This window comes from Paenibacillus lutimineralis (assembly GCF_003991425.1).
GTDB classification, from domain to species: Bacteria; Bacillota; Bacilli; order Paenibacillales; family Paenibacillaceae; genus Fontibacillus; species Fontibacillus lutimineralis.
In genome coordinates this window covers 3,542,902-3,557,896 of sequence record NZ_CP034346.1, presented here as the reverse complement: position 1 = coordinate 3,557,896, position 14,995 = coordinate 3,542,902, and the positions used below count along the sequence as shown (strand labels likewise).

General features: G+C 50.0%; 13 protein-coding genes. 12 read left to right on the top strand and 1 reads right to left on the bottom strand.

Annotated features, from left to right (window positions below):
- Positions 1–97 precede the first annotated feature (97 nt).
- The 9 genes from EI981_RS15645 to EI981_RS15605 all read left to right on the top strand — a co-directional run bounded on the left by EI981_RS15645 (position 98) and on the right by EI981_RS15605 (position 10,568).
- Positions 98–1,411 carry a glutamate-1-semialdehyde 2,1-aminomutase gene (locus tag EI981_RS15645; RefSeq protein WP_127004733.1) on the top strand — a complete coding sequence of 438 codons (1,314 nt, stop codon included), beginning with the start codon at positions 98–100 and terminating at the stop codon, positions 1,409–1,411.
- Between the two features lie 64 nt (positions 1,412–1,475).
- A complete protein-coding gene (locus tag EI981_RS15640; protein ID WP_126999659.1) occupies positions 1,476–2,180 on the top strand; it encodes a YggS family pyridoxal phosphate-dependent enzyme in 705 nt (234 codons plus the stop codon).
- Between the two features lie 45 nt (positions 2,181–2,225).
- On the top strand, positions 2,226–3,407 hold the full coding sequence (locus EI981_RS15635; RefSeq protein WP_269467558.1) for a PLP-dependent transferase: 1,182 nt from the start codon (positions 2,226–2,228) through the stop codon (positions 3,405–3,407).
- On the top strand, positions 3,404–4,591 hold the full coding sequence (locus EI981_RS15630; protein ID WP_126999655.1) for a MalY/PatB family protein: 1,188 nt from the start codon (positions 3,404–3,406) through the stop codon (positions 4,589–4,591). Before EI981_RS15635 ends, EI981_RS15630 begins: the two co-directional genes overlap by 4 nt.
- 241 nt (positions 4,592–4,832) lie before the next feature.
- Entirely contained in the window at positions 4,833–6,455 is a 1,623-nt protein-coding gene (serA, locus tag EI981_RS15625) for a phosphoglycerate dehydrogenase (protein WP_126999653.1), read from the top strand.
- Positions 6,452–7,195: a YggS family pyridoxal phosphate-dependent enzyme gene (locus tag EI981_RS15620; RefSeq protein WP_126999651.1), complete on the top strand. Its 744-nt coding sequence runs from the start codon at positions 6,452–6,454 to the stop codon at positions 7,193–7,195. Before serA ends, EI981_RS15620 begins: the two co-directional genes overlap by 4 nt.
- Before the next feature lie 18 nt (positions 7,196–7,213).
- Complete coding sequence (locus EI981_RS15615; RefSeq protein WP_193556376.1) at positions 7,214–8,440, top strand: benzoate/H(+) symporter BenE family transporter; 1,227 nt, start codon at positions 7,214–7,216, stop codon at positions 8,438–8,440.
- A gap of 26 nt (positions 8,441–8,466) precedes the next feature.
- Positions 8,467–9,348, top strand: coding sequence for a pyridoxal 5'-phosphate synthase lyase subunit PdxS (gene pdxS / locus EI981_RS15610; protein ID WP_127004729.1), 882 nt, complete (start codon positions 8,467–8,469; stop codon positions 9,346–9,348).
- Positions 9,349–9,350: 2 nt separating this feature from the next.
- Positions 9,351–10,568: an acetylornithine transaminase gene (locus EI981_RS15605; protein ID WP_227011452.1), complete on the top strand. Its 1,218-nt coding sequence runs from the start codon at positions 9,351–9,353 to the stop codon at positions 10,566–10,568.
- Between the two features lie 16 nt (positions 10,569–10,584).
- Here EI981_RS15605 and pdxR read toward each other — a convergent pair whose 3' ends face one another.
- Positions 10,585–12,021, bottom strand: coding sequence for a MocR-like pyridoxine biosynthesis transcription factor PdxR (gene pdxR / locus EI981_RS15600; RefSeq protein WP_126999649.1), 1,437 nt, complete (start codon positions 12,019–12,021; stop codon positions 10,585–10,587).
- A gap of 141 nt (positions 12,022–12,162) precedes the next feature.
- Here pdxR and EI981_RS15595 point away from each other — a divergent pair, with 141 nt between their 5' ends.
- From EI981_RS15595 to EI981_RS15585, 3 genes are all read left to right on the top strand, one after another.
- Positions 12,163–13,410: a serine hydroxymethyltransferase gene (locus EI981_RS15595; RefSeq protein WP_126999647.1), complete on the top strand. Its 1,248-nt coding sequence runs from the start codon at positions 12,163–12,165 to the stop codon at positions 13,408–13,410.
- A 6-nt stretch (positions 13,411–13,416) separates the two neighbouring features.
- Entirely contained in the window at positions 13,417–14,502 is a 1,086-nt protein-coding gene (gene serC, locus EI981_RS15590) for a 3-phosphoserine/phosphohydroxythreonine transaminase (protein WP_126999645.1), read from the top strand.
- Between the two features lie 118 nt (positions 14,503–14,620).
- Entirely contained in the window at positions 14,621–14,857 is a 237-nt protein-coding gene (locus tag EI981_RS15585) for a thioredoxin family protein (RefSeq protein WP_126999643.1), read from the top strand.
- Positions 14,858–14,995 lie beyond the last annotated feature (138 nt).

Genomic DNA, 14,995 nt, shown 5'->3' with positions numbered 1-14,995 from the left:
GTCGTCTGTCCCTGGCCAAACACCCATCCATGAAACTTCGTTTATTCACGTCGCTAATGGCGCGTATTCTGCAATGAAGAAAGGAATTGAATCCATAATGAATCGTATTCGTTCTGAACAGCTTTACCGGGAAGCACTTCAGCATATCGTCGGCGGCGTCAACAGCCCGTCTCGTTCATTTAAGGCGGTGGGCGGCGGAGCACCCGTATTTATGAAGAGGGCCAGAGGCGCTTACTTCTGGGATGAAGACGGCAACCGCTACATCGATTATTTGGCGGCCTTTGGCCCGATCATTACTGGACATGCCCACCCTCACATCACAGCGGCGATCACGCGCGTCGCTGAGAACGGCTTGCTATACGGCACACCTACCGAGCTCGAAATAAAAATGGCATGTATGCTCAAAGAAGCCATCCCTTCCATGGAAAAGGTCCGTTTCGTCAATTCCGGCACCGAATCGGTCATGACGACGATCCGCATCGCACGCGCTTATACGGGCAGGAGTAAAATCATCAAATTTGCTGGCTGCTACCACGGCCATTCGGATCTTGTGCTCGTTGCGGCGGGATCTGGGCCTTCCACACTGGGGATGCCGGATAGTGCAGGTGTGCCGTTCAGCATCGCGCAGGAAGTCATTACCGTTCCGTTCAACGATTTGGACGGATTGCGTAAAGCGCTGGATACATGTGGCGAAAATGTCGCTGCCGTTATAGTCGAGCCGATCGTCGGAAATTTCGGTATGGTTATGCCGAAACCTGGCTTCCTCGAAGGGCTTTGCCGAATGGCGCATGATAACGGTTCGCTCGTCATCTACGACGAAATCATCGCCGCTTTCCGCTTCCATTACGGCTCCACTCAAACGTTTGCCGACATTGCCAATCACGAGGCTATTAAACCGGACCTGATCGCGATCGGTAAAATCATCGGCGGCGGGCTGCCGATCGGCGCTTACGGCGGCAGTAAGGAAATTATGGAGCAGGTCGCACCGCTCGGCCCCGCTTACCAAGCGGGTACGATGGCCGGCAACCCGGCTTCAATAGCAGCCGGCATAGCTTGCCTGGAGGTTCTGCAGGGCGAAGGCGTTTATGAGGAAATGGATCGCCTTTCGGCTAAGCTCGCGGAAGGATTGCAGGCTTCGGCATATCGCTATGACGTGCCGTTGACGATCAATCGCATTCGCGGCTCGCTGTCCACCCATTTTTGCGATCATCCAGTCACCAATTATGATGAGGCGCAGGATACGGACGGCGAAGCATTTGCCGCTTTTTTTCGGCATATGCTCGATCGCAACGTCAATCTGGCACCGTCGAAATACGAAGCTTGGTTTCTGACGACGGCCCATACGGAACAGGATATCGACGACACGCTTGAGGCGGCCGAAGCCTCCTTTCGCGAAATGGGCAAAAAATAGTGACGACAGTACGATCGCCGCTTTTGGCTTTGCAATCTGAACTTAAGATACGAGGAGTGATCCAATGAATCTACAAGATCGTCTGTTCACGGTCGAACATCGCATCCGCGAAGCTTGCGGGCGATGCGGCAGAAGCGAAGAGGAGATCCAGATCATAGCTGTGACGAAATATACGACGATGGAAACCGTGGAGCAAGTATTGTTGTCTGGTATAGGCCATGTCGGCGAAAGCCGTACGCAAGAAGCTCAATCTAAATGGGAGGCCTTTCATCCACGAGGAACGTGGCATTTTATCGGTCATTTGCAAACCAATAAAGTAAAAGATGTTATCGGTAAATTCGAGTATATACATTCATTAGACCGCTTATCTTTGATGAAAGAAATAGAGAAGAAGGCTGCTGATTTGAATGTCGTCGTAAATTGTTTTATTCAGGTTAACGTTTCGGGAGAGGAAAGTAAACAAGGACTTTCTCCGGAAGCTTTCTTTTCATTTGCGCAGGAAGTTGCGCGGATGAAACAGATTCGAGTCGTGGGGCTGATGACGATGGCTCCATACGAGCTCGATGCTGAAGCGACTAGACCGGTTTTTAGAGAATTGAAACGATTACGCGATGAACTTAATGCAAGAGATATTTTTTTCTATCCTGTGGAACATCTTTCCATGGGAATGTCCAATGATTTCGAAGTTGCGATCGAAGAAGGGGCTACCTGGTTAAGGCTTGGATCGGTATTAGTTGGAAAGGAATCGATTCAGGGGAAGGAAGCTTGACATGATGAGGATTGGATTTCATCGTTAGGAGGCACATGAGTCATGATGAAAATTGAGAGTCGCTTGGCTCAAATTGGATCGCAGAACGATCCTCAGACCGGAGCGGTAAGCTTCCCGATCTATCCGTCCACCGCATTTCGGCATCCCCGCCTTGGGCAGAGCACAGGCTTCGATTACTCCCGCTCGAAAAGCCCGACGCGCGCCGTGCTGGAAGCGGCGGCGGCAGATCTGGAAAGCGGGGATGCGGGCTTCGCAACAAGCTCGGGCATGGCCGCGCTGCAGATCGTCTTCTCCTTGTTCAGTACCGGAGATCATTTGCTCGTGTCGCTCGATTTGTTCGGGGGAACCTACCGTCTGCTGGAGCAGGTGATGTCCAGATTCGGCGTGACGGCGACCTATGTCTATATGAAAGATCTGGATGCGCTTGAATCGCACCGCAAGCCGAATACGAAGGCGGTGCTGCTCGAGACGCCCACCAACCCATTGATGGTAATTACGGATATTGCCAAGGTTGCGGCATGGGCGAAGCGCAGCGGTCTGCTCACGATTGTGGACAATACGCTGCTGACACCGTTTTTCCAGCGGCCAATCGAGCTTGGAACGGATATCGTCGTTCACAGCGCAACCAAATATTTGGGCGGCCATAACGACGTACTAGCGGGTCTCATCGTGACGAAGGGCGAGAAGCTGTCCGCTGATGTGGCGTTCCTGCACAAATCGATCGGCGCAGTGCTCGCTCCCCAGGACTCTTGGCTGCTGATACGCGGCATGAAGACGCTGGCGCTGCGGATGGAGCGTCATCAGGCGAACGCAACGAAGGTCGCAAAATGGCTTAAGGATCATCCTTCCGTGGAAGAGGTTTATTATCCGGCGCTGCCAGATCACCCCGGATATGAGATTCAGAAGGCCCAGTCGTCCGGCAATACGGGCATTTTCTCCTTCAGAATGAAGGATGCCCGTACGATCGAGCCGATCCTGCGCCACATTAAACTGATCGCTTTTGCGGAAAGCATGGGAGGCACAGAATCCCTTATGACATACCCGGCGGTGCAGACGCACGCAGACATTCCGGAAGAAATTCGCCGCGCGGTCGGCGTGGATGACCGGCTGCTGCGGTTTTCCGTCGGACTCGAGCATGCGGACGATATTTTGGAGGATCTGCGGCAAGCGATCGAGGCTGCGGAACAGGAAATCAGCAGGAAAAACGGATTGGAGGAAAACGCATGAAATACGATTTCGACAAACGCATCGACCGGACGGGGACAGCCTCTTACAAGTGGGATCAATCCGAGAAGCTGTTCGGGCGCTCCGATATTTTGCCTTTGTGGGTGGCGGACATGGACTTCGAACCCCCGAAGGAAGTCGTAGAGGCAATTAAACATCGAGCGGAGCATGGCATTTACGGGTATACGATGCGATCGCAAAGCTATTACGATGCGATTGTCGGATGGCTGTCGCGACGCCATGGGTGGCGAATCGAGCAAGATTGGCTTTCATCCAGCCCAGGAGTCATGCCTGCCCTGAGTCTGGCGGTGCAGACGTTCACGCAGCCGGGAGACGGCATTATTTTGCAATCGCCGGTTTATTATCCGTTCTACAATGTCATTCGAATGAATGGGCGGGAGGTCGTGAACAATCCGCTAATCATTCGGGACGGCCGATACGAGATGAATTTCGAGCTGCTTGAAAAGCAGGCCGCAGCCGGGGCGAAAGTGCTGCTGCTGTGTACGCCGCACAATCCGGGCGGACGCGTGTGGACGCGCGAGGAATTGGAGCGGGTGGCGAAAATTTGCACAAAGCACGGATTGCTTGTCGTCGCGGACGAAATTCATCAAGATCTCGTCTTCTCCGGGCATAAGCACGTACCATATGCCTCCTTGTCCGAGGTATGCGCGCAGCACTCCATTACCTGCATCGCGCCGAGCAAAACGTTCAACTTGGCGGGCTTACAAGCGGCGGCTGTTGTCATACCGAGCAAGGATATCCGGGATAAATACAATACGGCGCTCAAAACGCTGTACATCCATATAGAGTCGTACTTTGGATTAACTGCGACCGAAGCAAGCTATGCGCACGGCGACGAATGGCTGGACCAGTTGCTCGTCTATTTGGAGGGCAATCGCAATGCGTTGCTCGCCTACGTGAAGGAGCATTTACCGCAGATAAAGGCGATGTCGCCGGAAGGAACATATACGGTATGGCTGGACTGTACGGCGATCTCGGACAAGCCTGCGGAGCTGAAGCAGCTCATGTTCGACAAGGCGGGCGTCGCCTTCACCGAAGGCTCCGTATTCGGCGAACAAGGAGCCGGTTACTTGCGCGTGAATCTGGCATGTCCGCGCGCTTTGCTGCTGAAGGCGCTGGATAAGTTTGCCGGAGCGATTCAGGAGGAGAACGCAACCCGTTCATAATAAAAATAGACCACAGGAATCCTGGTGATTCTTGTGTTTTTTTTTCTACCTTCAAGACTGGGATGATGGGACTTGAGAATCCACAGGGTTTTATGGATTGCTCAAATACATCGTTTTTGGATATATAGAAACAAACCATACTTTGATAAACTGACGTTGTGTTACTCAAACACGTGGGTATACAGACTACAAGCCCGCATTCACTATCGTACAGTGTTCGCATAGAGAGGGAGGGAAGATCATGTTTAAAGTTCTGGTGTCAGATCCAATAAGTGATTTTGGATTGCAGCAGTTGACGCGTGCTGAAGATGTGGAGGTCGCCAAAATAACGGGGCTGAGCGAAGAGGAGCTCATTTCTGTCATTCATTCCTATGATGCGCTGCTCGTCCGTTCTCAAACGAAAGTGACTAAGCGCATCATAGAGGCAGGCGTTCGCTTGCAAGTCATAGGTCGGGCAGGAGTTGGGGTGGACAACATTGATCTGGATGCTGCGACAAGCCGAGGGATTGTCGTGGTCAATGCACCCGACGGCAATACGGTCACGACGTGCGAGCATACCTTTGCGATGATGATGTCACTCGCCCGGCATATTCCGCAAGCCTATACCAAAACCGTTGCTGGGCAGTGGGATCGAAAATCATTCCTTGGCGTTGAATTGCGAAACAAGACGCTTGGCGTGCTTGGACTGGGCCGTATCGGGATCGAAGTAGCTAAACTCGCAGCGGCGTTTGGCATGACCCTTATTGGCTACGATCCTTTTCTATCGGAGGAAAGGGCGGAAAAACTGGGGATCAAGCTGGCGACCGTAGATACCATCATACGGACAGCTGATTTTATAACGGTGCATACGCCGCTGACGGATGAAACGCATCATATGATTGCGAGGCAGCAATTCGATGTCATGAAACGGGGAATGCGGATTATCAACTGCGCGCGCGGGGGAATTATTGACGAGTCGGCGCTTGTTGAAGCGCTCGATGAAGGGATTGTGGCAGGCGCCGCCTTCGATGTATTTGAACACGAGCCTCCGGCGCCGGATCACCCATTCCTAAGGCATCCCAAAATCATCGTTACCCCGCACTTGGGCGCGTCCACTTTGGAAGCGCAAGAGAATGTCGCTGTTGATGTTTCTGAACAAGTGATTCATATCCTGCGAGAAGAACCGTTTAAAAATGCAGTCAATATGCCGACCGTTCCATCCGACCTGCTCAATCAATTACAGCCCTGGTTCACCTTGTGTGAACAATTGGGGAGATCGCTTGTCCAGATGACAGATGGCGCCATCCGAGAAGTCACGGTAGAATGCGCAGGCGAACTTGCGGATTTGGACACATCGCCGCTCATCCCTTATGTGCTCAAAGGGATACTATCTCACCATCTCAGTACGGAACAGGTCAATATCGTCAATGCCATTCACTTGGCGAAGCTGCGTGACATTCACCTTACGGTACGAAAATCGTTGTTCACCGAGAGCGCGTCCTGCGAGATTACCCTTCGACTAAAGACGACCATCGAGGAGAGATGGGTGACAGGGACATTACTGCCCGGCGTTGGCGGACGTCTTGTCCGAATTGGTCCCTACCCGGTTGTGCTTCCATTTGAAGGATATGTTTTATTGATTTCACAGCAGGATATGCCCGGCACCATTGGACGGGTGGGAACATTACTTGGAGATAGCGGCATAAATATTGCCACGATGCAAGTGGGGAGAAACGAAATTGGCGGTTCGGCAGTCATGATTTTAAAAATCGATAAAAAAGCATCAAGGAACGTAATGGAGTCCTTACTCGCGATACCGGAAATCAAGCGCGTGCGGGAAATTTCTTTTGACGAGCGTGGTGAAGAAGGAGGGGCGCAGCCATGAGCAATTTAGTTGAAGAGAATCTCAAAAGCGTAAGACAGCAGATGGAATTAGCTTGCCAAGCATCGGGGCGTAAAACCGAGGACGTGAAATTATTGCTAGCGACCAAAACGGTAACGCTTGAAAAATTGCAAATGGCGATGCAGGCGGGGGAGGTTCTGTTTGGGGAAAACAAAGCCCAGGAGCTTCGGGACAAATTCCCGCTTATGCAGCAATATAATCGGGTGGAGTGGCATTTTATTGGGCATTTGCAGACCAATAAAGTAAAGGATGTCGTCAAATATGTGACGCTCATTCATTCTGTGGACCGTTTGAAATTGGGGCAGGCCCTGTACCAGCAGCTCATCAAAGAGAACAAGACGATGGATATTTTGGTGCAAATCAATACGTCCTACGAGGAAAGTAAATTCGGGGCTTCTCCTGAAACAGCACTAGAGTTGGTAGAACAACTGTCCCAGTTTGAAACTTTAAATATAAAAGGTCTGATGACGATTGGCAAACTGAATGCGACAAACGAGGAGACCCGGGATTGCTTCCGGCTTTTGAAATCCATACAAGCCCAAATTAAGGAAAAAAGCTTCCCCCGTGTAGAAATGGACGTACTCTCGATGGGCATGTCCGGTGATTTCAAGGTAGCCATTGAGGAAGGAGCGACAATCATTCGCGTAGGGACAAAAGTATTCGGAGAGCGTTATTTGCCGGACAGCTATTACTGGGACGAAAATGCACGTCAGGACGAGTAAAAGGGGGTGAGAAATAATATGAACACATCAATAACCGCGCGGCGTGGCCGCGACTTTATATCACCGACAATCGCAGCTTTAATCTCTGTTATCGTCAACTACGGCGGAACATTTATTCTCGTGTTTCAGGCGGCAAAAGTCGCGGGATTAAGTCCCGAAATGACCGCTTCCTGGATTTGGTCGATCTCCATTGGCGTGGGTATAACTGGGATCTGGCTAAGCTATCGCTACCGGGAACCGATCATTACAGCCTGGTCAACGCCAGGCGTGGCATTTCTCGTATCGGCTTTAGCAGTAACCCCGTATTCGGAAGCCGTTGGCGCCTATATGATCTCTGCGGCAGGCTTTGTTGTTTTAGGTTTATCAGGCATGTTTGAACGTTTCGTCCGGCTTATTCCGCCGGGCATCGCTTCTGGGCTATTGGCAGGTATTTTACTGCAGTTTGGCATTTCAGCCTTTGGCGGAGCGAAAGTGGATCCGCTGCTTGTCGTTGTGCTGTTTGTTGCTTATGTCGTGCTAAAACGGTTTACTTCCCGTTACGCTATTGTGGGTATTTTGGTTATCGGACTGCTTTATTTGATCCTGACGGGAAAAGCAGATTTCAGCAACATCCAATTGGCCATTGCATCACCAGTATTTGTCGCTCCGGAGTTTTCATTACAGGCTTTATTGGGTGTTGCCTTGCCGCTGTTTATGATTACTTTAACAGGACAATACATGCCCGGTATGCTCGTATTACGCAATGACGGGTTCAAGACAAGCGCGAATCCGATTTTGACCGTAACGGGTTTGGGCTCACTCCTTACAGCGCCGTTTGGCTCGCATGCTTTTAATGTGGCAGCCATTACAGCAGCGATTTGCACAGGAAAAGACGCGCATGAGGATGCGTCAAAGCGTTATATTGCAGGCATTGCTTGCGGCATTTTCTACACGATTGTCGGTATTTTTGGCGTGACGTTGGCTGCGCTGTTTTTAATTCTTCCTGCAACCTTCATCGCTACATTAGCAGGATTGGCATTGCTGGGTACCATTGGCGGCAGTCTCGCTAATGCTTTAACGGAGCCAAAGGGACGTGAGACCGCATTGATTACGTTTTTAGCAACAGCTGCAAATGTGACCTTGCTTGGCGTCGGCGGCGCATTTTGGGGACTTGTCGCGGGGTTGGCTGCACATTTATTGATTCATGGGAAGTTTCGTAAGAAGCAATACCGGCTCAGTGATGTACAACGAGCCGAACAAAAATAACAGGAGGCGTGAACATGAATACGAACATGAACACAGGTACAGAGCGGGTAAAAAGAGGGATGGCGGAAATGCAAAAAGGCGGCGTCATCATGGACGTGATGAATGCCGAGCAAGCCAAGATTGCAGAAGCGGCCGGAGCGACAGCCGTTATGGCGCTGGAGCGCGTGCCTTCCGATATTCGCGCAGCTGGCGGAGTAGCCCGCATGGCTGATCCGACCATTGTGGAAGAGGTAATGAAGGTTGTATCGATACCGGTGATGGCCAAAGCCCGCATCGGCCATTATGTAGAAGCCAAAGTGCTCGAATCGTTAGGCGTAGACTATATCGACGAGAGTGAAGTGCTGACGCCTGCAGACGAAGTTTTCCATATTAGCAAGAATGAATTCACCGTTCCGTTTGTATGTGGTGCTAAAGACCTTGGCGAAGCGCTGCGCCGCATTCAGGAAGGATCCGCCATGCTTCGCACGAAGGGCGAACCAGGGACAGGTAACATAGTGGAAGCGGTACGTCACATGCGCTTGATCAACGGTCAAATTCGCAAAGTGCAGGGTTTGTCTAAAGACGAATTGTACCACGAAGCGAAACTGCACGGCGTATCGTATGACTTGCTGCTGCAGGTTCACGAATCCGGCAAGCTGCCGGTAGTCAACTTTGCCGCAGGTGGGGTGGCTACACCAGCCGATGCAGCGCTAATGATGCATCTGGGCGCTGACGGCGTCTTTGTAGGATCAGGTATTTTTAAGTCGGATAGCCCTGAGAAGTTTGCGCGCGCGATTGTTGAAGCCACGACACACTATGAAGATTATACGTTGATCGCTAGTGTATCGAAAAACTTGGGGACGCCAATGAAAGGAATTGAAATATCCAGTTTGCAGGAGCATGAACGGATGCAGGAACGCGGTAAGTAACAGTGTATGAGAAAGCGGTGGTTAACCTGAAAAAAAGTTATTTATTTCCTACCTATAATAAGTTCCCGCTCACACTGGTGAGAGGGCATCGGACAACCTTATGGGATGATGAAGGGAAATCGTATTTGGACTTTATGGCGGGACTTGCGGTTTGTAATTTGGGTCACGTCCCGGAGCGGGTAAAAACGCGGATTCAAGAGCAAATGGATCAATTATGGCATGTGTCCAATTTGTTTCATATCCCGATTCAAGAAGAGCTTGCCGAGAAGCTTGTGACCATCAGCTGTGCGGATCTTGTGTTTTTCTGCAATAGCGGCGCTGAAGCAAACGAAGCGGCGATCAAATGCGCTCGCCGGTATCACCAGCGTGTGCTGGGAAATAACCGCTACGAGATTATTACGTTTGAACAATCGTTCCATGGCCGCACAATGGCTACTTTGACAGCTACCGGACAAGAGAAGGTCAAGGATGGTTACCTACCGTTGCCGGAAGGGTTTGTGCATGCACGCTTTAATGATATTGAGAGTGTAAGAAATAGCATTACGCCCAAAACAGCGGCTATTATGCTGGAGTTGGTGCAGGGGGAGAGCGGCGTTCATCTTGCCGAACCCAAATTCGTATTTGAGCTGGCTAAGCTATGTGAAGAGGAAGGAATTCTCCTGATCGTCGATGAAGTGCAAACCGGAATCGGGAGAACGGGGAGCCTGTTTGCTTATGAGCAGTATGGCATCGAGCCGGATATCATTACACTAGCGAAGGGATTGGCCAGCGGTTTGCCGATCGGGGCGATGATGGGGAAGGAGAAGCTAAGAGAGGCCTTTTCGGCCGGCAGTCATGCTTCCACGTTTGGCGGTTCACCTCTTCCCATGGCAGCAGGGCTGGCGACCATTCAAATGCTAGTGGAGGACGAAGTTTGCGAACGGGCAAAGTATATGGGGATATATGCCCTATCCAAACTAAAAAAAAATTTGGAAGCTTATTCTATCGTTCGTGCCGTTCGAGGGCTAGGACTGCTGATAGGCATTGAATTTACAGAACCTGTTGCGCCGATCATTCAGAAACTGCATCAGAACGGACTGCTTGTTTTACCGGGGGGAACTCACGTCATCCGTTTTATGCCGAGCTTATACGTAACCTGCGATGAGATCGATCAAGCGATCGGCATTCTGAGCAATGTGTTGGAAGAACGGGATGGCAGCGCAGACGGAGCTGCCCTATAATCAAACGCTGGCAGAGCTACTTGTTTAAAAGGATCTCTGCCAGGCGTTCAATCCCTTCTTTAATGGTCGCTTCATCAACTTTAGCGAAACCCAGCACCCAGCCTTGTCGCGTGCTTTCCAAACCATACTGGCTGAGCGGATAGATACGGATTCCTCTTTCCAGCGCCAGGTTCGTCACGGCAGCCTCGTCAAACGATGGCTCAGCTTCAAGCAGCATATGCAGCCCTGTTTCTGCGCCGCTTAGCGTGAAGTGTTCGCTCAAACCTGTCGAAATGAGGGCTTTCGTCATGGCTGCGTGTCTGCGCCGGTATATATTCCGCACTTTTCTCATATGGCGCATGAAGTGACCGTGTTCGATAAAATGGGCGAGCGTTAATTGCTCCATAATCGGAAGATGACGATAGGTTAGTTCATGGACGCGAGCGAGCTGACGAATGGCCTCTTTGGGACCAACGAGGGCCGACATCCGAATACCGGGAGCGATGATTTTGGAAAAACTCAACATATATAACGTGTTCTGAGGCCGCTGACTGAGCAAAGTGGGAAGCGGGTCGCCGCGATAGCGAAATTCGCTGTCATAATCATCCTCAACGATCCAAAACTGCTGCTCCGCAGCCAAATGCAGCAATTGCTGCCTGCGAGGTTCCGACATAATCACGCCAACCGCACATTGATGCGATGGCGTAACATACACAAGTCTGGATTCAGGGTGAATGCCGTCTACACATAGCCCATGCTCGTCGACCGGGACAGATACAACTTGCATTCGCCGGTACTTCATCGCCATCCAGGCAGCAGGGAAGCCGGGATCTTCGACCGAAACGATGGCTCCTTCATGCAACAGGACTTGGGCGATTAAATCAAGGCTATGTTGTGCGCCTGAGGTCAGCAGAATTTGATCGACCTCCACATGAACGCCTCGTTCAAGCGACAAATATCTTTGAATCTGTTCTCGCAGCGGCAGGAATCCATAGGCGTCGCCGTAGGCCCAACTGTCCAGGTCTGTTTCTGTGGAAGCCTGTAAAAAGGATTGCCGCCAATTATTTAGAAAGTGCTCATCTAAATACGGTTCATGGGGACTGAAATCGATCTCATCTCTGTCATGTTCTTTATTTCCGAACCAGCTATGCAAATGGCCGATGGCGTTGTTTAATAGCGGCAATTCTGGCAGAACAGGTCCTTGGGCTGGAACTTCGTCTACAGAGTGGGGCTTATATGTCCATTCGCTAACTCTTGTTCCGCCGCGGCGAGAGGTTACGGTGTATCCGCGACTGAATAGCTCCTCATACACAATTTGGATGGTTGAACGGGAAACCCCAATCAGTTGCGCAAGCTCGCGGGATGGGAGCAATAATTCACCAGGCGGCCATTTTCCGGTCGTAATATTATGGATCGCTTGGTCAAGCAACTGCTGCCAAATGGGACGTTCGTCATCTCGGTTCACTTTGAGCATCGGATTCACCTCCAACATTTATTTTGAAATTATGGATTGTTCAGATGAATGGTTTATGGATAGTTATTTATAATCCATTGATTGATATACTATCATGAAAATCGTTGCTATTGCAACGCGTTGGTGGAAAGGAAGATGTCTATGAAATTATTGGAACAACAGGACAAAACAATTGCGAACGCCATTTGGCAAGAGGCTACTCGGCAACAGAATAAAATAGAGCTGATTGCTTCGGAGAATTTTGTAAGCCGAGCGATTATGGAAGCAACGGGGTCGGTATTGACCAATAAGTATGCCGAAGGATACCCGGGAAGAAGATACTATGGCGGTTGCGAATATGTGGATAGGGTCGAGGATATAGCTATTCAACGTGCAAAAAAACTTTTCGACGCCGATCATGTCAATGTGCAGCCTCACTCCGGCGCTCAGGCAAATATGGCGGTTTATTTTGCTTCAGTTGAACCTGGGGCTACAATTTTAGGCATGGATCTATCTCATGGCGGCCATCTTACACATGGGAGCCAGGTTAATTTTTCCGGAAGATTCTACAATTTTCTGCCTTATGGCGTGGACGAAAAATCGGCTCGCATTGACTTTGAGTTGGTGCGAAAACTTGCGCATAAGCACCGCCCGCGTATGATCGTTGCTGGCGCCAGCGCCTATCCGCGAACGATCGATTTTGAGCCGTTTGCTCAAATCGCAGCCGAAGTAGGAGCGCTTTTCTTTGTAGATATGGCGCATATTGCGGGAATTGTCGCGGCAGGATTGCATCCTAGTCCTATTCCGCACGCGCACTTTGTTACGACGACAACGCATAAAACGCTGCGAGGTCCAAGAGGCGGCATCATCATGTGCCGCAAGCCGTGGGCACAAGCGATTGATAAAGCGATCTTTCCTGCAGTGCAAGGCGGTCCTCTTATGCATGCCATTGCGGCAAAAGCGGTTGCGTTCGGCGAAGCGTTGCAACCCGAATTCAAATCTTATATCGAAAAAGTGCTGATTAACGCCAAAGTATTGGCTGAGGCATTATTAAATGAAGGGTTAACTGTTGTATCGGAAGGGACGGACAACCATATTATTTTGCTCGACCTGCGCCCGATAGGATTAACCGGGAAAGAAGCTGAAAGCATACTCGATGAAGTGGGGATTACAGCGAATAAAAACGCGATTCCTCATGATACGGCAAGCCCGCTTGTGACGAGCGGCATTCGCTTCGGGACTCCAGCTATGACAACAAGAGGACTGGGACCCCAAGAAATGAAAGAAATTGCTCGGCTTATTGGACTTGCACTTAAAAATCCAGAGCGTTCTGACATCAAGGAGCAAATACGAAGAATTGTGCAGGAAATCACGTTGCAATTCCCTTTATATGAAGGTCTACAGGAGTGATGAGCTATGGCTAATACCTATAATTTTAATGCCGGTCCGGGAGCGTTGCCGGCAGAAGTATTGCAGGAAGCACAAGAAGAATTGCGAAATTATCAAGGGATTGGCGCATCCATTCTGGAAATTTCCCATCGAAGCAAAGCTTACGAAGGCATTCACTATGAAGCGCAACAGTTGATTAAAGAGATGATGGGGCTCTCTTCAGATTATGAGGTTTTATTTCTTTACGGAGGGGCAAGCCTGCAATTTTCGATGGTACCGATCAACTTTTTAACAGAAGGAAAAATAGCGGGGTATGTACACTGTGGGACATGGTCGGGAAAAGCGTGGCAAGAAGCGCAGAAAATAGGGCAGACCCTCGTGTTGGCAAGCGGAGAGAAACAAAGCTACAAACAGATGCCTGATCTAAGCAACTTGAATATTCCGAAGGAGATGGCGTATGTCCATCTCACATCCAACGAAACGATTGACGGCATCCAATGCCGCAGCTTCCCTGATACCGGACATGTTCCCTTAATCGTGGATATGTCTAGCGATATTTTGTCCCGACCCATTGAAGCATCCCGATTTTCATTGATATATGCAGGCGCTCAGAAAAATTTGGGACCTGCAGGCGTTACGATCGTCATTGTCCGCCGCTCTTTGCTGGAGCGCGTTCCGGAAACGATTCCCGGTATATTAAGTTATCGTACACATGTCAACCATCATTCGCTCTACAGTACACCGCCCGTTTTTTCTGTGTATATGGTGAACCTTATGCTCCGGTGGATTGTGAATCAGGGCGGCGTACAAGGTATGGCTGTCCGCAACCAGCAGAAAGCGGAGCTGCTTTATCATGTGCTCGACAATAGCGGCGGATTTTATAAAGGATTGGCTTATAAGGACAGCAGATCGATGATGAACGTTACCTTTCGTGCATCCAGTCCAGAGATGGAGAATAAGTTGCTGGTTGAACTGGAGCAAGAAGGGTTCATGGGATTAAAAGGCCATCGAGACGCGGGGCATTTCCGAGCTTCCATTTATAATGCGGTACCTTATGAGCATTGCAAAGCGCTGGCGGATTTTCTGACTGAGTTCCAAAAGAGGAACGGCTGAATAACCATTACATTTACCTATGATAACGATAAGCAATTTGAGATTGATCATGCTCGTATCCTTTTTTATACTTATAATAAGTAGCAAAGCTACATAAAAGTTAAAGGAGCGAATGTCAATGGCACAAGCAGTTTTTTATCATGCAGGTTGTCCCGTTTGTGTAGATGCGGCGCAAGTGGTGGTTAATTATCTTGACGAATCAAAGATTACTACGGAAATTGTGCATCTCGGTACAGCGCGAAACCGGATCGAAGAAGCGGAGAAGGCGGGTGTTAAATCCGTTCCAGCCTTGGTGATTGGCGGAAATGTCTATCATATCAATTTCGGCGCAAGTCTCGAGGACGTAAAAGGTTAAACATCACAAAAAAGGTGCCCCTAGCGGGGCCTTTTTTTGTCAACACATTTCATTGAATCTGCTTTTATTCGACTTATTTTGCATGTAATATATAAGAGACAACTATCCCGCAGTTACGGGGCACCGTCGGAGGTAAGT